Consider the following 23,230-nt stretch of genomic DNA (forward strand, 5'->3'; position numbering starts at 1 on the left):
TTGCCCGAATGCTACGCCCTTACAAGACATTTGTGATTTCTCAAATAGTCCTCAAGCGCTGTAGTCCTGAAGCGCCTTTACGTCCAGGGGTTGAGACTGAAGAGAGCGAATTGCCGAAGCAGTCGCTTTCGCTCCAGCGATCGTAGTGATCGTAGGAATTTTGTAAGACAGAGCAGTTCGACGAATCAGGCGATCGTCCAACTGAGCAGCTTCCCCCGCGGGCGTATTGAGAATCAGCTGAATTTTCTGGTTCTTGATCCAGTCCAGCACATGGGGACGACCTTCGTGCAGCTTTAGCACTAGCTCTACGTCCAGTCCGTGTTCCTGCAAGGTTTGCCGGGTGCCTGCGGTAGCGACCACTTCTAAGCCTAGTTCCATCAGATCGCGGACAACGGGCACAGCCGCAGTTTTGTCGCGATCGTTCATTGAGACAAAGACGGTGCCGCTGAGGGGAAGGCGTTGACCTGCACCGAGTTCAGCTTTGGCAAAGGCTTTGCCAAAGTCGGTGTCGATGCCCATAACTTCTCCTGTCGATCGCATTTCTGGTCCAAGAATGGTGTCGGTGCCAGGGAATTTCTCAAATGGCAGCACTGCTTCTTTGACTGAAATGTGTTTGGGGATCACTTCTTCTGTGAAGCCCAAAGACTCTAGAGTTTCGCCTGACATCACCTGCACCGCAATTTTAGCCAGGGGTACACCGATCGCCTTTGAGACAAAGGGAACGGTGCGAGAGGCGCGGGGATTTGCTTCCAGGATGTAAACCTGTTCGCCCTGCACGGCAAACTGAATGTTCATTAAGCCAATTACCTTGAGGGCTTTGGCAAGCTGCACTGTCCAGGTGCGAATGGTATCCAGGGCAACGGGGTGGAGTGAGATTGTAGGAATAGAGCAGGCAGAGTCGCCAGAGTGAATCCCTGCTTGCTCGATGTGCTCCATCACGCCGCCGATCACGACCTGTCCGGTTTGGTCGGCGATCGCATCCACATCCACCTCGATCGCGTTTTCTAAAAATCGGTCAATCAAAATGGGGTGATCTGGCTCAACCTGAACCGCATAGGTCATGTAGCGTTCCAGGTCAGCATCAGAGTAGACAATTTCCATTGCCCGTCCGCCCAACACATAGCTAGGACGCACGACAACCGGGTAGTTGATTTGCTGAGCAATGCGTACCGCTTCTTCGTAGCTGCGGGCAAGTCCGTTAGGGGGTTGCTCAATACCCAGTTCGCGCAAAATTTTCTCAAATCTTTCGCGGTCTTCTGCTGTGTCGATCGAGTCAGGGGAAGTACCCCAAATTTTTGTGGGAACAGATGGCTTCCCTTCTATCGATTCTGCGTCAGTCGATTCCAGGTAGCTCTGTAACGGAACTGCCAGTTTCAGCGGCGTTTGTCCGCCAAACTGAATGATTACGCTTTCGGGATGCTCGGCTTCAATGATATTAAGGACATCCTCTTTGGTCAGTGGCTCAAAGTAGAGGCGATCGCTCGTGTCATAGTCGGTCGAAACGGTTTCAGGGTTGGAATTCACCATGATGGTTTCAAACCCTTTGGCACGCAGGGCGTAGGAGGCATGACAGCAGCAATAGTCAAACTCAATTCCTTGACCAATGCGGTTCGGACCGCCGCCCAAGATCATCACCTTGCGCCGATCAGAGGGCAGCACTTCTGACTCGGTGTTGAGCGTAGTGTTATGGGTTTTAAGCTGATTGGCTAGCGCTTCGTCTAGCGTCAGCGCCTCAAAGCTACTCTCATAGGTGGAGTAGTAGTAGGGCGTGAGCGCCTCAAATTCGGCGGCACAGGTATCCACTGTCTTATAAACGGGGATCACGCCAAGCTGCTGACGATAGCTACGCACTTCGTCTTCAGCAGTTTTGGTCGCGTAGGCAATTTGGCGATCGCTAAAGCCCTGTTGCTTAACGGCATAAAGCTGGTCTTTAGTCAGGTCTTTTAAGGGCGATCGCTTCAAAAACTTCTCCGTTTCCAGCAGTTCTTGGAGCTTGGTTAAGAACCAGGGATCAATGCAGGTTAGCTCGTAGATTTCCTCAGCGCCCATGCCCATCAGCATTGCATGGCGCACGGTGAAAATCCGTTCAGGGTTGGGAGTACGCAGTCCGGCGCGGATTTGCTCCAGGCTAGGTAGCTTTTCGGCGCGATCGCAGCCCCAGCCTGCCCGACCTGTTTCAAGCGATCGCAGCGCCTTTTGGAATGATTCTTGGAAGGTGCGACCGATCGCCATTGCTTCACCCACCGACTTCATCTGCGTCGTCAAGACCGGATTGGAGCCAGGGAATTTTTCAAAGGCAAAGCGAGGAATTTTGGTGACTACGTAATCAATCGTCGGCTCAAAGCTAGCAGGCGTTTTACGGGTAATGTCATTTGGAATTTCGTCCAGCGAGTAGCCCACTGCCAGCTTTGCTGCAATTTTGGCAATTGGGAATCCGGTTGCCTTCGAGGCAAGGGCAGAACTGCGGGATACTCGCGGGTTCATCTCAATCACGATCACTTCACCCGTGACCGGATTCACCGCAAACTGAATGTTGGAGCCACCCGTTTCAACGCCGATCTCCCGAATGATCTTGATTGAGGCATCCCGCAATCGCTGATATTCCTTGTCGGTCAGGGTTTGAGCCGGGGCAACGGTAATCGAGTCACCCGTATGAATGCCCATCGGGTCAAGGTTTTCGATCGAGCAAATGATCACGACGTTGTCTGCCAAGTCGCGCATCACCTCTAATTCATATTCCTTCCAGCCCAAAAGCGACTGCTCAATCAGAATTTGGGAAACGGGACTGGCATCCAGACCAGACTGAGAAATCTCCTCAAATTCTTCTTGGTTGTAGGCAATACCGCCACCGGAGCCACCCATCGTAAAAGCGGGACGAATAATTAGGGGGTAGGTGCCGATTTCAAGGGCGATCGCCTTTGCTTCAGCCATCGTCTCTGCCAACCCAGACGGACAGACCGCAACCCCGATCCGCCCCATTGCTTCCTTAAACAGCTTGCGGTCTTCTGCCATCTCGATCGCAGGCAGCTTTGCACCGATTAGCTCAACCTTATATTTGTCTAGGACTCCAGTTTTTGCCAGCGTCACTGCCAAGTTGAGCGCCGTTTGTCCGCCCATCGTCGGCAGCAGTGCATCAGGACGCTCTCGGGCAATCACCTTTTCTAACAGATCTGGCGTGAGCGGCTCAATGTAAGTTCGGTTAGCCGTCTCTGGGTCAGTCATGATCGTGGCTGGGTTTGAATTTACCAGCACAACTTCGTAGCCCTCATCTCTTAAGGCTTTACAGGCTTGAGTTCCAGAATAATCAAATTCGCAGGCTTGCCCAATCACAATCGGGCCAGAGCCAATCAATAGAATCTTGTGTAAGTCGTTACGGCGTGGCATAGGGGCACCAGAAAGGTCATGGCTGGTAAATCCCACCTATTGTAGAGGTTTTCAACTAAATCGTTTTGAATCATCTGATTCAAGTTTCTTAGCTTTGCCAAAAAAGTAGGACTGCAACATCTAGATCTCTGCTATTATCGGGGTCGCAAGCTTTCGAGGAGGCTGAAACCATGCCAATGGCGGTCGGCGTGATTCAAACAGATGGGTTTCCGGCAGTGCTAGCGGCAGCCGATGCGATGGTCAAGGCGGCGCGGGTAACGCTGGTTTATTATGGTTTGGCTGAACGGGCACAGTTTATTGTGGCAATTCGGGGCAGCGTTTCTGAGGTGAAGCCTGCGATCGCCGCTGGGGTTGAAGCTGGAAATAAGGTTAAGGATGGTCTCGTCCTTTCGCACTACATTGTGCCAAATCCACCCGAAAACATTGAGTCCGTTTTGCCGATCGCTTTTACAGATGAAGTCGAGCAATTCCGCGTTTAGCCCGTCCAGGCAAAGCTGAAACTAATCGCTTCACCTCAGCAATTTCAGAGCGAAGGCTCGTACAATTAATCTTGAATTACAGTCATTCATTTACGTATTTACGAGGAAGGGATCAGCGATGCCAGTTGCGGTTGGGTCACTAGAAACAAAAGGCTTTCCGGCGGTGCTTGCAGCGGCAGACGCAATGGTGAAAGCAGGGCGGGTCACGCTAGTCGGCTATCTGCGAGCAGGTAGCGCTCGGTTTACGATTAATATTCGCGGAGATGTCTCTGAAGTCAAAGCCGCAATGGATGCGGGCATCGTAGCCGCGGAGCAGTGCTACGGCGGTACGTTAGAATCTTGGGTGATTATTCCCCGTCCCCACGAAAACGTGGAAGGCGTGTTGCCGATCGCCTACACCGAAGCGGTTGAGCAATTCCGCGACTCGGTTGAGCAACCCAGACGACTTCCTGGTAACGGAGGACTCAGAGCTCAGTAGATAGAAATCGCTGACTCTGCGTCATGGCAAAACTCCTAGCCCAGCAAACTAAGCCTGCCACCCCAGTAGGTTGGGTGCAGCAAAGCGGAACCCAACATTCCCCTAAATTCTGTTGGTTTACACATCTGCTTTGCCCAACTTACCGGCTAATAGCTGCATTGATAGGGCTAAGTTGTGGCCCCGGCTAACGCAATTCTTATTTGTAGTAGGAGTAATGCGGTTTCAAGGGACATTATTCCTATTTGAAACGGCAATGATGCAGTTTTAAGTGACACCATTCTGATCTGAAGTGACAACGATGTAGTTTCAAGGGACATCATTCCTACTTGAAATGACAATGGTGCAACTTAAAGTGAGGTGATTCCCACTCCAAGTTGGAATGATGCAGTTCTCAGTGAGATGATTCTCACTTGAAATGGCGATCGCCCTATCTTAAACAACGAGGTTCTCATCGTCAGGGTGGGGAGGTGCGTCTTCTTGAGCATAATTTGATGCAGGTTAAAATCGCCTACTAGTAGGACTCTGGCTTCTACCTTCTTCTGCTAAAACTGGAAGAATTTGAATGAGTGCTACGCCTGTTCTTTGAGGAGCTTCACCTATGCCTCCTGCCCAAAACGTTTCCGGGAAGCCGGTTCCCGATCTTCAGCCGTTAAAGATTTTGCTGGTTGAGGATGATCCGGTGATGCGGCTAGGAATGGAGCAGTTTTTGGAGGATTGCCCCCAGTTCACGGTGGTGGGTCAGGCAGAAGATGGCTATCGAGCGGTGGAGGCTGCGTTTAAGCTCAACCCCGATCTGGTGCTGATGGATATTGGATTGCCTTACCTGGACGGCATTGCAGCAACTCAGCAGATTAAAGCAAAGTTGCCTGAGATGCGAATCGTCATGTTTACTTCTCACACAGATGACACCGAAATGATTGCTGCCCTCTCCAGTGGGGCAGATGCCTATTTTGTGAAGGGTACGAGTTTAGACCAGCTCAAGGTGGCGATCGCCTGTGCCCGTGAAGGTGGGGCCTATCTCGATCCGCAAATTGCCCACCACGTGGTTGAATATCTCAAGCCCGCTCCGCCTACGGTGAGCAATGCCCAGTTTTCAGAGCGAGAAATTGAAGTACTGCGGCTGATTGTAGACGGCAAAAGCAATCCTGAAATTGCAGGTGAGCTTTATCTCAGTCTCAGTACCGTCAAAGCTCACGTTCGCACCATCATGAATAAGCTAGCTGTGGATGACCGGATCAAGGCAGCGGTTGCCGCATTGCGATCGGGGTTAGTGTAATTCGACATGACACCTATCCAGGTTATTGGCATCGGGCTAGACGGTGCAGCAGGACTCCCTGACTCAGTGCAAAAGCTGATCCAACAAGCCACCCTGCTAGTCGGCAGCGATCGCCACCTCAGCTACTTCCCCCACCACCCCGCCCAGCGTCTCATCCTGGGAGACTTCCATCAGGCGATCGCCACCCTCCGCACCCTCCTCCCTTCCCCTAGCCCCCCGCCCCTAGCCCCTAGCCCCTCAATCGCTGTCCTCGTCTCCGGCGATCCCCTCTTCTTCGGGCTCGGTCGCCTGCTGCTAGCAGAACTGCCGCCCGACCAAATTACCTTTCACCCGCATCTCAGTTCCGTGCAGCTTGCATTTAGTCGAGTCAAAGTTTCCTGGCAGGACGCAGAACTAATCAGCGCGCATGGGCGATCGCTTGAGCAACTCACCCAGGCATTGCAGCAGGGCAAAGACAAAATTGCTGTGCTAACCGATCCTAAGAATACGCCTGGGGCGATCGCCCGGCTGCTATTAGCGCTGGACTTGCCCAGCGAGTATGAGATTTGGGTCTGTGAAAACCTGGGAGGCAACGAGGAACGCATTCAAACCTTCCCCGCCAACGAGTTAGCTGAGAAGGATTTTGCGCCCCTGAATGTAGTTGTGCTGCTCCGCACCGATCGACAGAAAGCTCTAACTTTGGAACAGTTACCTGCCTTGGGACTGCCCGATCAGAGTTTTTTCAGCTTTCGCGATCGCCCTGGATTGATGACTAAGCGTGAAATTCGGCTGCTGGTTTTGGGCGAACTGGCACTGCAACCGGGACAGGTAATCTGGGATATTGGCGCAGGCACGGGCTCTGTCTCCATCGAGATTGCTCGCCTGTTTCCGCAGTCGCAGATCTACGCAATTGAGCAAACCGCCGCTGGAACTGCCCTAATTCAGCAGAATTGCGATCGCTTTCAGGTGAAAAACATTACCTCAGTTCACGGCAGCGCTCCCGACGCACTGCACAACTTGCCAAACCCAGACCGTATCTTTATTGGTGGCAGTGGCGGCAACCTGAGCGAAATTCTTGATCTTTGCGCCCAACGGATAGCCCCCAAAGGGGTTCTGGTGCTTGCTCTGGCGACGCTAGAACGTCTCACTACGGCTTTGCTATGGCGGGATCAGCTTCCCCAATCCAAACGCTGGCAGCACCATTTGCTTCAGGCGCAGCTTTCTCGCTCGGTGCCAGTGGGATCGTTAACCCGATTTACGCCACTCAACCCGGTGACGCTGCTCACGCTAAGCCAAACTCCCACAGAATAGCCCCTGTGGCTAATAGAAACAAAATGCCCATTACTCCAGCTAGCGGTTTGCCGCCTAATCCAGTGAACCAGGTTGAGCCGCTTCCGGTGTAAGCGATCGCCCCCATTGCATCCAGGCTAGCGATCGCCCAAATCCATCCAGCATGAAGCCCACAGGCTAAACCCAGACTGCCGCCGTCCACCCATCGCGCCAGCACCAGCACCATTCCCATCAACCACAGTCCTGGCAGTTGAGGAATATTTTCTTTGCCCTCCCAAACTAGATGTAGCAGCGCAAAAATTAGGCTGGCGATCGCCCCTGCCATCCAGACAGAATAGTCCTGCTGGAGCTGATTAATCAGAAACCCGCGAAAAATTAACTCTTCTGTAACACTCACCCACAATCCTAAGAGCAAAGTCGGCAGCAACAGCTGAAGCAAAGCAGTGGCAGCATGGTTGCCTTCCGCCTTAGTTTGAATCGGGCGCTGCCAGCGCAGCCAACCCAGAGCTTGCTGAACCACAAATAGAATTGCTAAACCCAATACCCCCAGCAGCCACCCTAACCCTACTGAACCCGGTACCGCTGAATTCCAGGACAAGCCGTAATCGGCGAATGATGTCCCCTCTAAATGGGCTGCCCCCCACAAAATTGCAGGTGCTAGCAGGTAAAGCGAGGCTAGCAGTGGCAGTTTTTGCGAGGGGGCAAGGGGTTTTGGAGGATGCCAGTGAAGTGCGATCGCCAGCGGTATCGCAATGGGTAGCCAAGCGATCGCCCAGGTGAGAAAGAAAATGAAGATCTTTAACAGCGCAGGGGCTTTAGTCAAAACTGCAAAGCTCATACCGAACAGCCTAGAACTTTCGAGCAAAAGTCGGGAAAGGGTGTACCAAAACAAGACGAATTGGATACAGATTGCTCAACGGCATGAGCCTTCATGCATATTTCTGATGTGAACGGTCATGCGTAGATTTAGATTTGAACGGTAATTTCTCCAAGTATTAATGATTAGCTTACTTATCTACTTATTTATCTTGAGAGGATTACAGCCCAAAGTTGGTCTTGACAAACCACGATCAAAGCATTCGCTTTTTAGAGATCTTCATCCTCATCCAGGTCAATCGAACCATTTCTATCACTATCAATCTGAATGAGGTGAATGTGCTTGTAGCCTAACTTAATCTCAAACTCATCACCTGGCTTTAATCCCATTTTTTCGGTGTAAGTTGCACCAATAACTATCTGCCCATTCTTATGAACACTGACTCGATAGGTTGGTTCTCGACCCCGTCCATCTTTTGTGCCCTCTGCACTCAAAGGAGTTCCTTTGGCTGCTAGTACGGCTTCAAAAAAATCTGCAAGATTAACTCGGGTCTGATTGTTTTTGCCAACTGTATAGTATCCGCACCGTCTCGCTTTTTCTCGACGAGGCAAGTGGGAAAGTTCTTTTACTTTTTGAAGTAGCGCTTTTCCGGTTAAAGGAGCCGTTACAGTTTCAGTCATCTTCTTTAAGGTGTCCTTTCAGACTTCAAGATAGCAAATTAGAGCTAATGCCAACCTTTTCTATATAAAAATATAGCCCTAAAGGTCACTGATATGACAAGAATTTACTGAAGAACCTAAACAATAGACTAGTTAAACATCATGCTCTGCTTAAAGCCTATGCAAAATCTGAAAGCCTAATTTAGGAGTATCGGGATTGGCTTAACCCTATATTGCTAAGTTAGAGTTTTCATCGCGTTTCTTAGCAGTGTGCATTGCTAATTAAGCTAAGGTACTTATTGCCGATCTCCCTAATCTCAGCCGTAGAGATCTGTATGTCAAATCCATGGGGCAAAATTTGGAGGTTAATCAATATCAGAAGTAGATCAGATAGTTGATTTCAATCCTAAGAGCGATTAAAAGTTGATACATGATTGCTGAGAACTGTCAACTCCAAAAAGCAAAAAAGCCATGTAAAGACTAGATGTTGCACTCATTTACTTCCCCTCATGCTGGTAGCAATCCTGGAAAGTTTATCAAGGCATTCGCTCTCCAATGACGTGATTTCACAAACCATCTGACTCAGAAATTGCGTAGGGGTTAGTTCTAAATAAGCGGTGATTGTAAGCAGCGTAATCTTTACCTAGACACTCGCAATCCTTACCCTGATCTCGCTACCTAAGTTGGATTGTATCGGTGTTGTTTTGCGGTTGGTAGTGATAAATACGAAAGAGTGATCCTTTAGGAAACGATTGTGGGAGGTTGTGGTCAAGGCGTTTTTGGCTGCTCTCTTTCATTATCCCGCCGCGCATTAGGTGAAGTTATTCTCCTTGTCAAAGGAGTTTCAAGGAGTTTCGGCTTAGACTATAGATATAGAAGCACTGACTAATCACTACAAAAGATTGCATCAGTGCTGAGTATCAATAGTCTGGAATTTGCTTTGACTATGCAAGTTTTGTTTAAAGTGGTTCGGCAGGAGTTAGACGGCACTCCACGAATCCAAACTTACGAATTAGAAGTTGACCCCGGCAATACGGTTTTAGATTGTCTGAATCGAATTAAGTGGGAACAGGACGGTACTTTGGCGTTTCGGAAAAACTGTCGCAACACGATTTGTGGCAGTTGTGGAATGCGAATTAACGGTCGGTCTGCCCTAGCCTGTAAGGAAAGTATTGGTAGCGAAATTGCTCGGTTGCAACAAATCCAAGCGTCTGCAACTTCGAATCATGAGTCCGAACTTCCAACAATCACGGTTGCCCCAATGGGAAATATGCCCGTGATTAAAGATTTGGTGGTAGATATGCAGAGCTTCTGGGATAACCTCGAGGCGGTTGAGCCGTATGTCAGCACTAAGGCGCGACAGGTACCAGAACGTGAGTTTTTGCAAACTCCAGAAGAGCGCGATCGCCTGAATCAAAATGGCAACTGCATTCTCTGTGGAGCCTGCTATTCAGAATGCAATGCGCGAGAGGTGAATGCAGATTTTGTTGGGCCTCATGCGCTGGCAAAAGCGGCTCGAATGGTGGCTGACTCCAGGGACGACCAGACGGAAGCTCGGCTAGAAAACTACAACCAGGGCACTCATGGAGTGTGGGGCTGTACACGCTGCTATTACTGCAATGCGGTTTGCCCGATGGACGTTGCGCCAATGGATCAGATTGGCAAAATCAAACAGGAAATTTTAGACCGCAAGGATGAGCGCAGTAGCCGTTCGGTGCGGCACCGCAAGGTTTTGATTGATTTGGTGAAGCAGGGCGGCTGGATTGACGAGCGCCAGTTTGGACTAAAAGTAGTTGGTGATTCGTTTAGGGACTTGCGAGGTTTAGCTAGCCTTGGACCTTTGGGCTTGCGGATGCTGGTTCGAGGGAAGTTTCCTTTAGAATTTGAGCCATCTGAGGGGGCAGCAGAGGTGCGATCGCTAATCGAATCTGTGCAAAATCTGGAGTCGCAGTCAAACTAGCAACAGCCCTTTAGAATCCTTTAGTGGATTAGCATTTCTTACGAATGCTCAAAATTCCTATTCTGAATGACTCAATTCCTATGACTTCTGAAAAAATCACACCCACACCCGAAGTTACTCCAGATTCCACAGCCGAAACGGCTGTCCAGCCTGAGCCTGGCTTCGGCTGGACACCCTATGCTGAGCGGATCAATGGGCGATTTGCCATGATCGGGTTCTTTGCGCTACTGATTTTGGAGCTGCTTACTCGCGAAGATTTCTTTACCTGGCTGGGGCTACGCTAGCGCACTGTGAGGGTATAGCGCCCTTGACCGTTGGCATCGTAGGCATTAGCGATCGCCCGATAGGTACCCGTTTGGGGTAGCGTAACTCTAATTTCAGAGTTGCGGCACTCTGGCGTTTGTTGCTGGCACCGATCGTCATTTTGTTCGAGTGGTTCGCCCTGCTCGTTCACCAGGATCAGGTAGGTGTCAAATTCTGTACTCTCCATCGTGACTGTCACCGTCTGCCCCTGCGTTGCGCGAAAAACATGTTCGCGGTAGAGGCTATTGTCAGATAACGTTGGGCCACCAGGGCTAAGTACCCCTTGCTCCTGCAAGATTACGCCGGATGGGGTGGGTTGCTGTTGCTGCCGAGGCTGTTGTTCTTGGACGGGCGGTTGCCCCGCTTGCGGTTGAGGGGTTGACCCAGCCGAAGCTACGCGCAATTCATAATCTCCTGATTCCCCTGCTGCATAGGAGTTTGCCAGGATTGTATAAGTTCCGTTAGCTGGCAAAGTCGTTGCTAGCCTAGCGTTGGTACCGCCAGCACTGTCGTCATCTTGAGTCAGATCGCTACCATCGGGTGCCAGCAAGATCAGGTAAGCATCCAATTGGTTGCTACTCATTGTGATTTCGATCTGCTGTCCGGCTCTGCCTTCAAAGGTGTAAAGGTTGAAGTAGCTGTTGTCTACTGGTAAGACATTGCTGCCGTCGCCTAGATTACCCCTAACAATTGGACCGTTGACTGCGATCGCTTCAGGCGGACGATTAATTTGTGGGCGGTTGGTTTGAGCAACAGTGGGGGCACTTCCTTCTCGCACTGCTGTGAGGAATGGCTGAACGCGATCGACTGAAATGGCAAACCCAATGCCGATATTTCCCGCAGTGCTACCCGTTGTAAAAATGGAGGTGTTAACTCCAACCAATTCTCCTCGGTTATTCAGGAGGGGTCCACCAGAGTTGCCGGGGTTAATTGCTGCGTCAGTTTGAATCAGTCCCCGATCCTGGTCAATTCGACTGACAATACCCACTGTAAAAGTATTTTGAAACTGTCCAAAGGGGTTGCCGATCGCAAAGGCTCTTTGCCCAACGCGTACAGAGCCAGAGTTAGCCAACCTTAAGTAGGGCAAATTGCTCTGTCCTCGTAACCGAACTGCGGCTAAGTCTAATCCCTCTTCCCCAAACGCAATAACATCGCCCTGAACCTCTCTACCGTCCGACAAACGCACTGTCACCGTACGGCTACCTGCCACAACGTGGGCATTGGTCAGAATCAGTCCGTCTGGGCTAATGATGCTGCCACTACCTGAACCGTCTCCTGCATTTACAGAAATAACCGCTGGACTTGCCGTTTCATAGACCCGAACGTTGGTATCTTCTTCCACATCTTGAGCCAGCGCTTGGTTGGAGCGGGGCTGACCCAAATTAGTAACGTTCAGCAGGTCAACCGGAACAAATGCATCAAGGGTGGTGAGACCAATGGCAGTTCCTGCTGCGATGATTCCTGATGTGGCTACACGGCTGAGGAGTTTGATGTTCATGCTGGAATTGTGGTGCAACTGCTAGGGAACAGATTTCAAAGAGCTATTCAGGAGATACCTGGTGGCGATCGCCGATTCCGTTTATCCGATACCTTCTTCATCCTTCTATTTTGGCTATCCGGGATAGGGTTGGGTAGGGTTTGTGTGACAGCTATCGCTGTTGCAATGAAGATTTAAATAAGAAATAATCTTCCAGCACGAATCACTTTTTGAGGCGTAATACCAACTCAAAAATTAGGGTTACAGATGGGAGGGTACCCCGCGTCGCGGGGTGCCCTCCCATCTAGAGAAATGTTATAAGTGCTAGCGTACAGATCAAATTCGAACCTCCTCTAACCTCAGCGGGGATTCATGGGAATGTCTAGGGGATCGCCAGCACGGGTATAAATTAAGATGTCCCACTGCCCCTGAGCGTTGGATTCAAAGGCGATAGTGCTGCCATCAGCGCTAATGCTGGGGTTACGAACTTCAGCTTTAAGAGCGTTGGTGAGACTGCGAAGCTGATACAGTTGGCGATCATACAGATAAATATTAGATTCGCCCTGCCGATTCCCTGCAAAAACAATGTAGCGACCATCTTCAGAAATGTCTGGATCGGCAACAGTCATATCTAGACTGTTGAGTTCAGGTAAGTCGAGCAATTGCCGCCCGATTAGGTCATACACATAGACATCTTGACTGCCTGCTCGGTCTGAGACAAAAACAAGATGTCTGCTAGCAGCTTTAGGAGATAGTTCTGCATAGGGGCTGTTGAGGCTGCGTCCGTTGGGGTCAAAGGGAAAGCTGAGATAGTGTGGGCCTGAACAACCAATCAGCAGAGCAGACAGGGCGATCGCCAAAACTAAAATCGCTAAAACAGATCTCACAGCAGCAGGTTTCACAGGAGCAAGACGGAGGGGGCAAGGCGGAGCGGGACAAGGAGGAATTGCGGTTTAATTCTCTGACTTCACTCTACAGAACATCTAGCTCAACTCTTGTGCCTCGATCAATCACTTCAATATCCCACTGTCCGTTGCTGCCCGTCTCAAAGGTAATGTAGCGTCCGTTGGGGCTAATGCTGGGATGTCTGACCCAGCCTCGGTAGCCAGCCGTGAGAACCTGGACTTGTTCGGTAACGCAGTCATATAACTCAATATCGGCTCTACCGCGATCGCTTGCAACGTACACAATGTAGCGGGCTGTGTTGCTAACGCCGGGGTTTTCGGCGATCGCATCCGGGCGATTTAACCGAGGCAAATCGACAAATTCCTGACTTTTCAAGTCAAACAGCAGAAGACTGCGAGTACCGTTTCGGTTAGATACGTAAGCAATAAATTGCCCATTGCCGCTTAAGGCTGGTTGCTCATCGCTATACAGGCTGTTCAAACCGTTTAAGGAGTCATCAGCCCAAGCTACGTCTTGTTGGCAGTTAATAAGAAAAGTGAACAGGATCAAGCCAATGCTTAACCCTATCCACTGCTGAAAGCGCTTGAAAATGCCAAAATGCCTGGCCACTTGAGGAGCTAGCGTTTAGTTGTCGCTAATCATAATCACGTGGATTATCCTGGTCTTCGCTGGTGTAATCAATTGGCTGATAGTCAACGTAGTCAGAGGGCGATCGCTCTGACTCAACTCGACTGCGGCGAGGCGCATCTTGAGGAGGGCGGGTTCTTCTGGGTCTTGAAGATGGGGGAGAATCGGAACTGCGGCTAGGACGACTGCTGCGAATCGGTTTGTCCTCTGTATCACCCCAGTACTCGTCTACATCAGGACGGCGGGACACTGGACGCTCGGTTCCACTAGAGGGAGGACGACGGCGACGAGGGCGGCTTGACGCATCACTGTAAGGGTCACCAGAACCGAGGCGATCGCTGCTGCCTCGGCTGGATGGACGACGACGCACTTCCTCACCGTACTCGTCACTTGGGCGAGCATCGCGTGTGCCTCTGATCCGGCGGGTGATAGGCCGAGGTTCTTCATCTAGGGCGTCCAGTTCGTCTAACTCAGCCCGATAAACCCGGCTCACAGGACGATCATCATCGACAACAGGCGTTGTGCGCTTTGCCTGCTCTGTAGCGACAGCCCGCAGACGAATGCTCTCAACCGCAAAGAAAATGGCAGAACCCGTCAGCATAAACTGACCAAACTGCAAAATCGGGTCTTGCCGCCAGCCATTGAAGAACAGAATGCCACCGCAAACCAGCGCCACTGCTGCAAAGAAAATGTCATGATCTCGCGCCAGGTTAGGGCGCACCGAACGCAGGAAATAAAGCCCTACGCCTGAGAGGGCCAAACCAACCCCCACAAGGCTACTTGCGTTTGAGATGATGTTGACCGTTGCTAGCGTCGGGGTAATCATGCTGTTCAAACCCAGCCCAGCATCCACCATTGCAGTTCTCCGTAAGTATGTCCTAATCCTAAGCGACTTTTAGTTAAATCGATTTGCTTGTTTAACCAATTCGCTTGTTGATTTTGTAATGATCTCTACTCTAACCGAATCGCTGACTGACCTAAGTCTTTCAGCCAAACCGCTACAAGCATTAACTAGCCAAGCTAAATGAGGATACTGCTCTGTGTCAAGACTAACTAGACACTAAAACTTCAGGAGTTGGGTTAGAAGCTTATCTGAACAGTCCTAAAAGTCATGCGGAAGCTTAGACCTACAAAGCCAGGGATTTTCAGAATCAAATGACTTCTACTCTGAAAATCTCTGGCTCTGCTCAATTCATAAACCTGAGTCAAATAACCTCATCCGACTAAGAGCGCTGGATCTTGTCTCTTTGGCTAATGAAGATCAGGGCAACGGTTGCTGGAATAATGATGATGACTGCTCCTGCAAGCAGGCTGTATAGGAAATTTGCTAAAGATGGTGTCATGAGTTTTGATCCCCAAATTTGGAAGGCTATTTCATTAATAATCTTATCGGGCTGTTAATCCTTTGAGAAGTCTATTTGACTTTAGATTTTACTGCAATTCTAAGTTGGAGCAGGTCTAAAGCCACGTTCGAGGGGCGGTAGAATATGAATAGACTCGGTTACAAAGCTTAATTTTTAGCACCTATGACCTCTGTTGCGATCGCCAATTGGGTTTTGGCTCCTCTGTTGGGGCTACTGATTTTGTTGTTCATTATTCGCATCGTCTTGACCTGGTATCCTCAAGCCGAACTGAATCGGATGCCATTCATTCTGGTGGCTTTGCCCACAGAACCTTTTTTGATCCCACTGCGTAAGCTTGTGCCTCCTTTAGGTGGAGTAGACATCACCCCTATTATTTGGGTTGGAATTTTTAGTCTGCTGCGTGAAATTTTGCTGGGGCAGCAGGGGCTACTGACGATGATGGCTTACTGAGGCAATTTCCAGGCAGGAAATTACTGCAAGACTGAAAATGCTTGAGTTCTAGCGGGTTAGGGGCAAAGCGTTCGATCAAAATGTCGGTCATTGTACTGAATCTTGACCGAATGCTTCGCATCTACAGACTTACTTTTCGGGGGGACGCATCATTTGCTCAACAAAGTTGGTGTAGATCTTGCCCTGCCCAAATTCGGCAGTTTCCAGAATTTTTTGGTGAAAGCCAATCGTGGTGGGTAAACCTGTGATCGCGCATTCTCGTAAGGCTCGCTTCATTCGTTGAATTGCGGCAGGGCGATCGGGTCCCCAGACAATCAGCTTGCCAATCAACGAGTCATAGTAGGGCGGAATTTCGTAGTCGGTGTAAACATGGGAATCAATTCGCACGCCGGGACCGCCAGGAGGCAAATAGCCGCTAATGCGTCCGGGGTGCGGACGAAAGTTGTAGTCAGGATCTTCAGCATTGATGCGGCACTCGATCGCATGTCCGCGAAATACCACCTGCTCCTGTGTCAGACGTAGCTTTTCTCCCTGGGCGACGCGAATTTGCTCAGCAATTAGATCTAAGCCAGTAATCATCTCGGTGACGGGATGCTCAACCTGAATGCGGGTGTTCATCTCCATGAAATAAAAATGTCCCGATTGGTCAAGCAGAAATTCGATAGTGCCTGCACCCGTGTAGTTGATCGCTTGAGCGACCCGGACAGCAGCAGATCCCATTTTTTCGCGCAGTTCTGCGGTGAGAGCAGCGCTGGGAGCTTCTTCTAGCAGCTTTTGGTGCCGTCGCTGAATGGAACAGTCTCGCTCTCCCAGGTGAATGGCGTTGCCGTAGCTGTCAGCAAGAATTTGAAACTCGATGTGACGGGGTCGTTCGATGAATTTTTCTAGATAAACGCCGGGGTTACCAAAAGCGGCATCCGCCTCACCCTGAGCCGCTAGAAAAGATTTCACTAATTCGCTTTCATCTCGAACTAGACGCATTCCGCGACCGCCGCCGCCCGCTGTTGCTTTAATGATGACGGGATAGCCAATTTTGTTGGCGATCGCCAAGGCTTCCTGATCATCGGTTAGCAGCCCATCACTTCCGGGTACAGTAGGCACACCAATCCGCTGCATCGTTTCTTTTGCAGTTGATTTGTCGCCCATTGCCCGCATTGCTTCAGGGGAAGGACCGATAAAGGCAATCTGGTGATCGGCGCAAATTTCAGCAAAACGGGCGTTTTCTGCCAAAAAACCATACCCCGGGTGGATCGCAGTAGCGTTGCGAGTCAGGGCTGCGGCAATAATATTGGGAATATTCAAATAGCTTTTGCTGCTGGGAGGCTCACCGATGCAGACCGCCTCATCTGCCAGCTGAACATGTAACGCATTGCGATCGATTGTGGAGTGAACGGCAACGGTGGCAATTCCCATCTCTTCGCAGGTACGAAGGATGCGAAGGGCAATTTCCCCACGGTTGGCAATCAAAATTTTGGAAAAACGCATCTTCCAGCTTTAGCGGGTGAGGGTCAGGCGAGACAAACTTTTCCGAGTCACCCTGGGAAGTCATGCTTCAGCGAAATGACGAAGGCATCTAGCCACTCAAATGTTTAGAGACAGGGATCGGAAGTCCGTAACCAGTAGTTAATCCTATCATGCGGCAGACACCGCTTGTAGCTTGTCTTACCACCAGGCTTAAAGCAACTTGGGGAGGTTAATTTTTCGCAGGCTAGTCTACGAAAAATTAACCTCCCCAAATAGTTTTTAGGATAGGAGCTTAGAGCTTGATGAGTTAGTCAGCAGTTGCCAACTCGGTGCTGCCGCGACCGCGACGACGGGTGAGGCTGTTAAACAGCATTTGACCGATCGCCTTAATCAGGTTGCCTTCAAGTTCCTGGAAGACTTTCATATTCATGCCGAAGGTGGCATTTGCTTCGTCAACAATGCGATCGGCAGTCGCCTCATCCACAGGCAATTCATCCATTGCCTGACGATATTTTGCTTTGAACTGCTTTTCGTCAGGAATGTCTTTGAATTCGTAGAAAGCGGTTCCTTCACCGTTGCTCAGGTTCATGCCACGCTGGGCAATGCCTTTGAGGATTTGACCGCCTGACAGGTCACCCAGGTAGCGGGTGTAGGAATGTGCTACGAGTAGCTCAGGCTGCGTTGCAGAGACCTGACGAATATGCTCTACATATTCTTTAGCCGCAGGGGTCGGAGCAATTTGGTCGCGCCAGTTGTTTCCGTAGTAAAAGTGCAGGTCGCGCTCCAGACTTTCCTTGCGATTTAGCTCTGGGAAATGGATTTTAGAAACGATTGGATGCTGCTGATGGCGCTCCATTTCTTCTTCCATTGCCGAGTAGACAAAATAGAGGTCGGCGACCAGCTTTCGGTAGGAGTTCTTTTCTACAACTCCTTTGAGAAAGCACTTCACAAAGCCGACGTTCTCAGCCATTGTATGGGCCTTTTTGGTGCCCTCTCGCAGCTTGGTTGCTAAATTACTGGTCATTATTAAAGTCCTACTAATCCCAACATTAAATTTGCCTGCTGGAGTGCCGAAGCTTAACAAGGCTACTTAACAATGCTAAGAAACAATGTTAAAAAGCTTCCCAAATCGTTAGAGTAATCCGATTTGATGAGAGATTTTGTTAAAAATTCTTACGCGACAATCTTCGCTAGCCATACAACCTTGTTAGCTTCATGCTTGTCGGCTTCATAAGCAGTTTGTGAAAACACCTTACCGCCGGACAGGTGTTTTCACAAACTGCTTAGAGCTAGCACCTTACATGATGGTGATGTCGTTAAAGTCAGAGTTGGCGAGTCGTTCGCGTAAGGTTTCGGTGAGATGCGCCCCTTTTTGGTCTTGCACGTAGAACTGATAGGCAAGGCTACCGTCTTTGCTGACGGCAAATTTGGCATCAAATTCTTTGGCTCTCTCATCCAGATAGGATTGTGCAGTCATTCTGGGCAGGTTGGCAGCAGCAGCAAATTGCGTCACGGTTAAATATCCGCTGTTTTGCTTGAGCAACCGGTAAAAAATAGAACGTAAATTAATGTGATCGTGGCGTGGGTTAGGACGGGATGCGCCAACGAGTAGCCAGCCTCCCAGGGCAATTGGGGGTGCCCCAAATAGGAGTCCTCCCACTAGTCGGGAGGATCTGGTTCCAGTGTCTCCGGTGATGACACTGTGGGCGAAGGCGATAACAATAGCGGAACCCGCAGCGAGAAACAGACCTGCCAAAAGTTTTTTTGTTCGCATCACTCTAGCTGGAGTGGGGTCAGAATTACAGCCTGAGTTAGAAGGCTTAGTTAGAAGACTGGGCGATCGCCAATTTGTTCTCCTAGCCTGCCTATTCAAACGGCTAGTCCATGATTGCGTCAACCGTATGATAACGTTTCTCCAAAAACAGATGGAAGGGCACCCCGTGGAGCGGGGTGCCCTTCCATCTGTTTTTGGAATTGGTATGAGTCCTTGTCGTTCGTGAACAAGGTTACAGGGAGGCAAAAGGGTGAGGGATGAAACGGACTTTCATCCCTCACCCTTTTGCCTTTCGCTATTCCAGATGTAGAGCTTAACGAGTGGCTTCTAGTAGCCGAGAGAAGTAGAAGCTGGTTTTCGTCATGGCATTTCGCTGTACTTTCCAACCTCTTGCCTCCAACCCTTTGACGATGTTGGATTCTTTGTGCAGGTAGGCACGGGTTGCTTTGCTGGGTCCGGGGAAAAAGTCGCCAATTTTTTTCAGCAGGCTGTAGGCAAAGGTTTTAGGAGCAAAGCTGAGGATCAGGCGAGAGTCTGCCAGGTTGCTGAGGTGATCGATCATGGCGATCGCCTTATCTTGGGGATAGTGAATCAGCACATCGAGGCAAATCACGGTGTGATAGTTGCCGCTCAGCGCTTCCAGGTCTTGCACGGCAAAGGTGGGATTGTCTGACTGCCCCAATTCCGTTGTGGCTCTGGTCTGGGCTTCTCCTACCATTTTTTCAGAAATATCGCTGGCGTAAACTTTTGCACCTGCTGCTGCTAGCGGAATGCTGAGACTGCCGACTCCACAACCCGCATCGCAAACTGTCAAGTTTGCTAGATTGCCATCAGCCTGGAGCCATGCCAGCACGGTATCAACGGTCTGTTGGTGCCCTTTGCGGATATCTAGCTGAACTTTGTTGACTTCACCGTCGCCGTAGATGCGCCGCCAGCGATCAAAGCCTGTGGCGTTAAAGTATTCCTGGACAACCGCCTTGTCATCCACTGTTTTATCGCTAACTGTGTTCATCGAATTCATAAAGTTTTTTGAGCGTAGGCAACAGCTGTTTGACTTAAGCAAACTTTCCTATACTTTATGACGAATGATGCGCGGTACAACTGCTCAATCGCGTCAACGCGATCGCAATTTCTGCTGAAATGCTTCTGCTTGCTTAGAATTGGGAATCTCAGCAGCGATCGCCTGCACCAGTTGTTCAGGTTTCAGGTGAGGCGTTTGGGACAGAATGTCTTCCACGATGTAGTCTGCCATCGGTCCAATGCAGCGGGCTAGCTCGGTGCGGCAGCGTTCGACAAATTTAGGATCGAGGACGGGTAAAGGTTTAGGAGGGGGAATAGGCGAGCGCTGCTGCTGGGTGACATTGCTTGTTGGTCGGCTAGAGCGAACAGAGGGATTGGAAAGAGGGCTGCTGGCTGCGCCTGTGAGTCCCAGCGCTGTCATCACTTCAGCGGCAGACTGATAGCGATCTTTGGGCTTTTCAGACAGCATTTTGTTGAGAATTTGGGTGAGGCGATCGCTCACCTGCACATAGGACTGCCAGCACCATTCTAAGGAATCGCGATCGGTGAGGGTATTCGGCTCTTGCCCCGTAAGCAAAACGAGCGCCGTTACTCCCAGTGCATACAGGTCACTACAGGGATAACACTGCCCCATGCGAATCTGCTCTGGTGGTGCATAGCCTAGCTTGCCGACAAAGGAAGCCTGGCTCACGGTTGAACCATCTTCCGCGTAAGCTGCCCAAATTTGATTTACCGCTTGCTTGACCAAGCCAAAGTCGATCAGCATGGGATGCGTTTGACCATCTGGCAACATTACGTTGTCAGGTGAAATGTCTCGGTGAACAATGTTTAGACTGTGCAGATACTCTAAAACGGGTAGTAAGTCAGCCAACCATCGGGTCACTTCAGCCTCGGAGAAAACGGCTCCCTGACGCAGCTTTTCTCTCAAGAGGGTGGCGTAGGTTTTGCCATCAATGTATTCCTGTACGAGAAACAGCCGCCCTTTTTCGGCAAACCAGGCGAGGAAGCGAGGAATTTGCGGATGCTGAATTTCGTAGAGGACTCTGGCTTCTTGCTCAAACAGTTGGCGCGACTTTTGTACTGTGTAGTCGGCGCGGCTGGTTGGCACAAATTCTTTGAGAACGCACAGATCACCAAAGCGCTGCATGTCTGAGGCTAAGTAGGTTCGCCCAAAGCCACCTCTTCCTAGAACTCGATGAATTTGGTAGCGACCGTCAATGATCGTGTCGAGGAGCGTTTCTTCGGAGGCAGAGCCGAGCAGATAAGAAGGGGCTGAAGTGTCCAAAGGATGGACGGAAGTCGCGTCAGAATGACGGGCAGGCAAAATCTGGTAGGCGGGAACAGGCTGCTGGATGTTTTTTAGCTTCAATGGCCCAGCATAGACCGCTTCCATCACTAGCCGATCTTTCACCACGTCGTAGACGGTTTGGGAAATGCAGATGCCGCCGGGTTTTGCTTCAGTTTGCAGACGAGCGGCAATGTTGACCCCATTGCCCATTACGTCGGTTTCGCTAAAAAACACGTCGCCCAGGTGGATGCCAATGCGGTGAATTAGCACGTCTTCGGGCGATCGCTGGTCTGCCTGCTCAGCGATAGTAGTCTGAATTTTCATGGCACAGGCAACGGCCTGGACTGCGCTAACGAAATACATTAGCAAGCCGTCTCCAGTGGATTTGAGTACCTGCCCTTCGGTGTTTTGGCAAATCTGTCGCATCATCTGGAGGTCACGCTGAATTAGGTTCAGCGTATGCTCTTCGTCGCTTGACATGCGGGCACTAAAACCGACGCTATCGGTAATCACAATAGCGGCCAGGGCGCGGTTGCCTCGTTTCAGCAGTGGAGCTTGGCTGTCCATAGGGCGGCGCTATGGCTGGGTGGGTTGGACTGTTAATTTTGCTGGGGAGGTGGCGATCGCTAACGGCGTACAAACATTTCCGTAGGGGCGAAGCGTTCGGGCAAAAATCCTTACTCTAATTCAGAGCTTATCTACCAAACGCTTCGCCCCTACCCATACACCCTGATTAAAATTCTGTTCTACTCACATCTTTCCTGATGCTAACGGGTCGATCCGGTTTGACAGAATCACCCGTTCAGTTGAAATTCGTTGGGGACCAATGGCCCGATCCAATCAATTTGAGCAGCAGCGTATTACACCCATCAACATCTAGTGTAATCGTGTCTGAAAAAGCACCGAAAGTTTTGCATTTGAAATTAACACTGTGATACTGCCAAGAGTAGGGAATGAGGACGGAAGGCTGAGGATGAAAGAGAAGGGCGATCGCTCCCTCACCCAAGCAACCCCCTCGCCACCCACCGATGCGAAGCGCGTCCTGCTCCCCACCCCAATCCCTTGCCGAGGGGGCGTGGGGGACGCGCCCGCCCCCTAACGGGGGGCTGGGGGAACCCCCCAGCAGCAAATTCCGCTAAACAAACAAATAAAATCCACAGTGAGTTACGGCATTGCCTAACCCACCCCACCCAAATGTGAAATCAAGAAAACATATTATGATCACCTGGAAAATATAAGACTCCCCCTCTCCTCATGAGTTATCTCGAAACCACTGCCCAACTCTACGCCGAAGCAGCCGAAACTCCTCAAATTGGGCTGTGCTGCGTCAGTACACCCCCCCTCCGACTGCCAGGGCTAAAAATCCCAAAAATTATGCAGCAGATGAACTACGGCTGCGGCTCGACGGTGCATCCCACCGAACTCTTTGGCAACCCCATCGTACTTTACATCGGCGTAGGAGGCGGACTCGAAGCCCTGCAATTTGCTTACTTCTGTCGCCAACCAGCAGGAGTCGTCGCCGTTGACCCCGTCGCCGAAATGCGACTCGCCGCGACCCGTAACCTACAGCTTGCGGCTCAAGAAAACGACTGGTTTACCCCCGACTTCGTCCAAATCCTGGAAGGAGATGCCTTTGCATTGCCAGTACCCGATGCCTCAATAGACGTAGTGGCACAAAACTGCCTGTTTAATATCTTTGAGCCAGCCGACCTAAAGCAAGCCCTCGCCGAAGCATATCGAGTATTAAAACCGGGTGGACGACTGATCATGAGTGACCCGATCGCCACTCGTCCGATTCCGTCCCACCTTCAGCAAGACGAGCGATTACGCGCTCTTTGCTTATCTGGGGCACTCACTTATGACGAATATATTCAACATCTAATCGCGATTGGCTTTGGACAGGTAGAAATTCGTGCCCGTCGTCCTTATCGGCTACTAGATGTTCAAAGCTATAGTTTAGATACTCCCCTCCTGCTAGAAAGCTTAGATTCTGTTTCCTTTAAGGTACCGGCGCCCGATGATGGAGCCTGTGTTTTTACAGGTAAAACCGCAATCTACAGCGGTGCTGAACCTGAGTTAAATGATGGTGCGGGTCACAGGTTAGAGCGAGGAGTTCCCCTGGCAGTGTGTGATAAAACCGCTGCTCAGTTTAGTCACCAGTTTCCGCAAGACGTGATCGTCACAGACTCTACCTGGCACTACACCGGTGGTGGATGCTGTTAAAAAACTCATGCC

At 50.5% G+C, this 23,230-nt stretch carries 21 protein-coding genes; 8 read left to right on the forward strand and 13 right to left on the reverse strand.

Annotated features, from left to right (window positions below; all coding sequences use genetic code 11):
* Positions 1–51: 51 nt before the first annotated feature.
* Positions 52–3,384, reverse strand: a complete 3,333-nt coding sequence (gene carB, locus H6F93_RS06330) for a carbamoyl-phosphate synthase large subunit (RefSeq protein ID WP_190679746.1) — start codon at positions 3,382–3,384, stop codon at positions 52–54.
* A 170-nt stretch (positions 3,385–3,554) separates the two neighbouring features.
* Between carB and H6F93_RS06335 the strand changes: the two genes are divergently transcribed.
* The 4 genes from H6F93_RS06335 (at position 3,555) to cbiE (ending at position 6,907) form a co-directional block, all read left to right on the forward strand.
* Positions 3,555–3,863, forward strand: a complete 309-nt coding sequence (locus H6F93_RS06335) for a BMC domain-containing protein (RefSeq protein ID WP_190641959.1) — start codon at positions 3,555–3,557, stop codon at positions 3,861–3,863.
* A 118-nt stretch (positions 3,864–3,981) separates the two neighbouring features.
* Positions 3,982–4,341 carry a carbon dioxide-concentrating mechanism protein CcmK gene (locus tag H6F93_RS06340; protein WP_190641960.1) on the forward strand — a complete coding sequence of 120 codons (360 nt, stop codon included), beginning with the start codon at positions 3,982–3,984 and terminating at the stop codon, positions 4,339–4,341.
* 598 nt (positions 4,342–4,939) lie between these two features.
* The gene (locus H6F93_RS06345; protein WP_190641961.1) at positions 4,940–5,617 is read left to right on the forward strand and encodes a response regulator; all 678 of its coding nucleotides are present in this window, start codon (positions 4,940–4,942) and stop codon (positions 5,615–5,617) included.
* Positions 5,618–5,623: 6 nt separating this feature from the next.
* Positions 5,624–6,907 (forward strand): precorrin-6y C5,15-methyltransferase (decarboxylating) subunit CbiE, encoded by a 1,284-nt coding sequence (gene cbiE / locus H6F93_RS06350; protein ID WP_190679747.1) that lies wholly within the window; start codon positions 5,624–5,626, stop codon positions 6,905–6,907.
* Here the strand turns inward: cbiE and H6F93_RS06355 are convergent.
* Both H6F93_RS06355 and H6F93_RS06360 read right to left on the reverse strand, forming a co-directional pair.
* The gene (locus H6F93_RS06355; RefSeq protein ID WP_190679748.1) at positions 6,879–7,724 is read right to left on the reverse strand and encodes a CPBP family intramembrane glutamic endopeptidase; all 846 of its coding nucleotides are present in this window, start codon (positions 7,722–7,724) and stop codon (positions 6,879–6,881) included. The genes cbiE and H6F93_RS06355 overlap by 29 nt on opposite strands.
* A gap of 248 nt (positions 7,725–7,972) precedes the next feature.
* A complete protein-coding gene (locus H6F93_RS06360) occupies positions 7,973–8,383 on the reverse strand; it encodes an AbrB/MazE/SpoVT family DNA-binding domain-containing protein (protein WP_190641964.1) in 411 nt (136 codons plus the stop codon).
* A gap of 925 nt (positions 8,384–9,308) precedes the next feature.
* Between H6F93_RS06360 and H6F93_RS06365 the strand changes: the two genes are divergently transcribed.
* A complete protein-coding gene (locus H6F93_RS06365) occupies positions 9,309–10,322 on the forward strand; it encodes a succinate dehydrogenase/fumarate reductase iron-sulfur subunit (RefSeq protein ID WP_190679749.1) in 1,014 nt (337 codons plus the stop codon).
* An 80-nt stretch (positions 10,323–10,402) separates the two neighbouring features.
* Entirely contained in the window at positions 10,403–10,606 is a 204-nt protein-coding gene (locus H6F93_RS06370) for a CAB/ELIP/HLIP family chlorophyll-binding protein (RefSeq protein ID WP_190641966.1), read from the forward strand.
* Here the strand turns inward: H6F93_RS06370 and H6F93_RS06375 are convergent.
* From H6F93_RS06375 to psbX, 5 genes are all read right to left on the reverse strand, one after another.
* The gene (locus H6F93_RS06375) at positions 10,603–12,123 is read right to left on the reverse strand and encodes a trypsin-like peptidase domain-containing protein (protein ID WP_190679750.1); all 1,521 of its coding nucleotides are present in this window, start codon (positions 12,121–12,123) and stop codon (positions 10,603–10,605) included. The genes H6F93_RS06370 and H6F93_RS06375 overlap by 4 nt on opposite strands.
* Before the next feature lie 338 nt (positions 12,124–12,461).
* Positions 12,462–13,004, reverse strand: a complete 543-nt coding sequence (locus H6F93_RS06380) for a TolB family protein (protein ID WP_347277252.1) — start codon at positions 13,002–13,004, stop codon at positions 12,462–12,464.
* A 70-nt stretch (positions 13,005–13,074) separates the two neighbouring features.
* Positions 13,075–13,488: a TolB family protein gene (locus H6F93_RS06385; protein WP_242043325.1), complete on the reverse strand. Its 414-nt coding sequence runs from the start codon at positions 13,486–13,488 to the stop codon at positions 13,075–13,077.
* 154 nt (positions 13,489–13,642) lie between these two features.
* On the reverse strand, positions 13,643–14,491 hold the full coding sequence (locus H6F93_RS06390) for a Ycf66 family protein (RefSeq protein ID WP_190679751.1): 849 nt from the start codon (positions 14,489–14,491) through the stop codon (positions 13,643–13,645).
* Between the two features lie 367 nt (positions 14,492–14,858).
* Entirely contained in the window at positions 14,859–14,978 is a 120-nt protein-coding gene (gene psbX / locus H6F93_RS06395) for a photosystem II reaction center X protein (protein ID WP_190641969.1), read from the reverse strand.
* A gap of 183 nt (positions 14,979–15,161) precedes the next feature.
* On the opposite strand from psbX, the gene H6F93_RS06400 reads away from it, so the two are divergent.
* Positions 15,162–15,449, forward strand: a complete 288-nt coding sequence (locus H6F93_RS06400; RefSeq protein ID WP_190641970.1) for a YggT family protein — start codon at positions 15,162–15,164, stop codon at positions 15,447–15,449.
* 129 nt (positions 15,450–15,578) lie between these two features.
* On the opposite strand, the gene accC is transcribed toward H6F93_RS06400, so the two are convergent.
* The 5 genes from accC to H6F93_RS06425 all read right to left on the reverse strand — a co-directional run bounded on the left by accC (position 15,579) and on the right by H6F93_RS06425 (position 21,562).
* Positions 15,579–16,934: an acetyl-CoA carboxylase biotin carboxylase subunit gene (gene accC / locus H6F93_RS06405; protein WP_190641971.1), complete on the reverse strand. Its 1,356-nt coding sequence runs from the start codon at positions 16,932–16,934 to the stop codon at positions 15,579–15,581.
* A gap of 286 nt (positions 16,935–17,220) precedes the next feature.
* Positions 17,221–17,937 carry a biliverdin-producing heme oxygenase gene (locus H6F93_RS06410; protein WP_190679752.1) on the reverse strand — a complete coding sequence of 239 codons (717 nt, stop codon included), beginning with the start codon at positions 17,935–17,937 and terminating at the stop codon, positions 17,221–17,223.
* Between the two features lie 273 nt (positions 17,938–18,210).
* Positions 18,211–18,687: a hypothetical protein gene (locus H6F93_RS06415; RefSeq protein WP_190641973.1), complete on the reverse strand. Its 477-nt coding sequence runs from the start codon at positions 18,685–18,687 to the stop codon at positions 18,211–18,213.
* Between the two features lie 313 nt (positions 18,688–19,000).
* Complete coding sequence (gene bchM / locus H6F93_RS06420; protein WP_190642048.1) at positions 19,001–19,699, reverse strand: magnesium protoporphyrin IX methyltransferase; 699 nt, start codon at positions 19,697–19,699, stop codon at positions 19,001–19,003.
* 102 nt (positions 19,700–19,801) lie between these two features.
* The gene (locus H6F93_RS06425; protein WP_199313517.1) at positions 19,802–21,562 is read right to left on the reverse strand and encodes a protein kinase domain-containing protein; all 1,761 of its coding nucleotides are present in this window, start codon (positions 21,560–21,562) and stop codon (positions 19,802–19,804) included.
* Positions 21,563–22,249: 687 nt separating this feature from the next.
* On the opposite strand from H6F93_RS06425, the gene arsM reads away from it, so the two are divergent.
* The gene (gene arsM, locus H6F93_RS06435) at positions 22,250–23,218 is read left to right on the forward strand and encodes an arsenosugar biosynthesis arsenite methyltransferase ArsM (RefSeq protein WP_190679754.1); all 969 of its coding nucleotides are present in this window, start codon (positions 22,250–22,252) and stop codon (positions 23,216–23,218) included.
* Positions 23,219–23,230 lie beyond the last annotated feature (12 nt).

It is taken from the genome of Leptolyngbya sp. FACHB-671, from assembly GCF_014695745.1.
Lineage (GTDB): Bacteria > Cyanobacteriota > Cyanobacteriia > Elainellales > Elainellaceae > JAAUTN01.

Bases quoted from the DNA above. Each gene is read 5' to 3' on its own strand.
- carB (WP_190679746.1), bottom strand. From the start codon at position 3,384: ATGCCACGCCGTAACGACTTACACAAGATTCTATTGATTGGCTCTGGC.
- H6F93_RS06335 (WP_190641959.1), top strand. From the start codon at position 3,555: ATGCCAATGGCGGTCGGCGTGATTCAAACAGATGGGTTTCCGGCAGTG.
- H6F93_RS06340 (WP_190641960.1), top strand. From the start codon at position 3,982: ATGCCAGTTGCGGTTGGGTCACTAGAAACAAAAGGCTTTCCGGCGGTG.
- H6F93_RS06345 (WP_190641961.1), top strand. From the start codon at position 4,940: ATGCCTCCTGCCCAAAACGTTTCCGGGAAGCCGGTTCCCGATCTTCAG.
- cbiE (WP_190679747.1), top strand. From the start codon at position 5,624: ATGACACCTATCCAGGTTATTGGCATCGGGCTAGACGGTGCAGCAGGA.
- H6F93_RS06355 (WP_190679748.1), bottom strand. From the start codon at position 7,724: ATGAGCTTTGCAGTTTTGACTAAAGCCCCTGCGCTGTTAAAGATCTTC.
- H6F93_RS06360 (WP_190641964.1), bottom strand. From the start codon at position 8,383: ATGACTGAAACTGTAACGGCTCCTTTAACCGGAAAAGCGCTACTTCAA.
- H6F93_RS06365 (WP_190679749.1), top strand. From the start codon at position 9,309: ATGCAAGTTTTGTTTAAAGTGGTTCGGCAGGAGTTAGACGGCACTCCA.
- H6F93_RS06370 (WP_190641966.1), top strand. From the start codon at position 10,403: ATGACTTCTGAAAAAATCACACCCACACCCGAAGTTACTCCAGATTCC.
- H6F93_RS06375 (WP_190679750.1), bottom strand. From the start codon at position 12,123: ATGAACATCAAACTCCTCAGCCGTGTAGCCACATCAGGAATCATCGCA.
- H6F93_RS06390 (WP_190679751.1), bottom strand. From the start codon at position 14,491: ATGGTGGATGCTGGGCTGGGTTTGAACAGCATGATTACCCCGACGCTA.
- psbX (WP_190641969.1), bottom strand. From the start codon at position 14,978: ATGACACCATCTTTAGCAAATTTCCTATACAGCCTGCTTGCAGGAGCA.
- H6F93_RS06400 (WP_190641970.1), top strand. From the start codon at position 15,162: ATGACCTCTGTTGCGATCGCCAATTGGGTTTTGGCTCCTCTGTTGGGG.
- accC (WP_190641971.1), bottom strand. From the start codon at position 16,934: ATGCGTTTTTCCAAAATTTTGATTGCCAACCGTGGGGAAATTGCCCTT.
- H6F93_RS06410 (WP_190679752.1), bottom strand. From the start codon at position 17,937: ATGACCAGTAATTTAGCAACCAAGCTGCGAGAGGGCACCAAAAAGGCC.
- H6F93_RS06415 (WP_190641973.1), bottom strand. From the start codon at position 18,687: ATGCGAACAAAAAAACTTTTGGCAGGTCTGTTTCTCGCTGCGGGTTCC.
- bchM (WP_190642048.1), bottom strand. From the start codon at position 19,699: ATGAACACAGTTAGCGATAAAACAGTGGATGACAAGGCGGTTGTCCAG.
- H6F93_RS06425 (WP_199313517.1), bottom strand. From the start codon at position 21,562: ATGGACAGCCAAGCTCCACTGCTGAAACGAGGCAACCGCGCCCTGGCC.
- arsM (WP_190679754.1), top strand. From the start codon at position 22,250: ATGAGTTATCTCGAAACCACTGCCCAACTCTACGCCGAAGCAGCCGAA.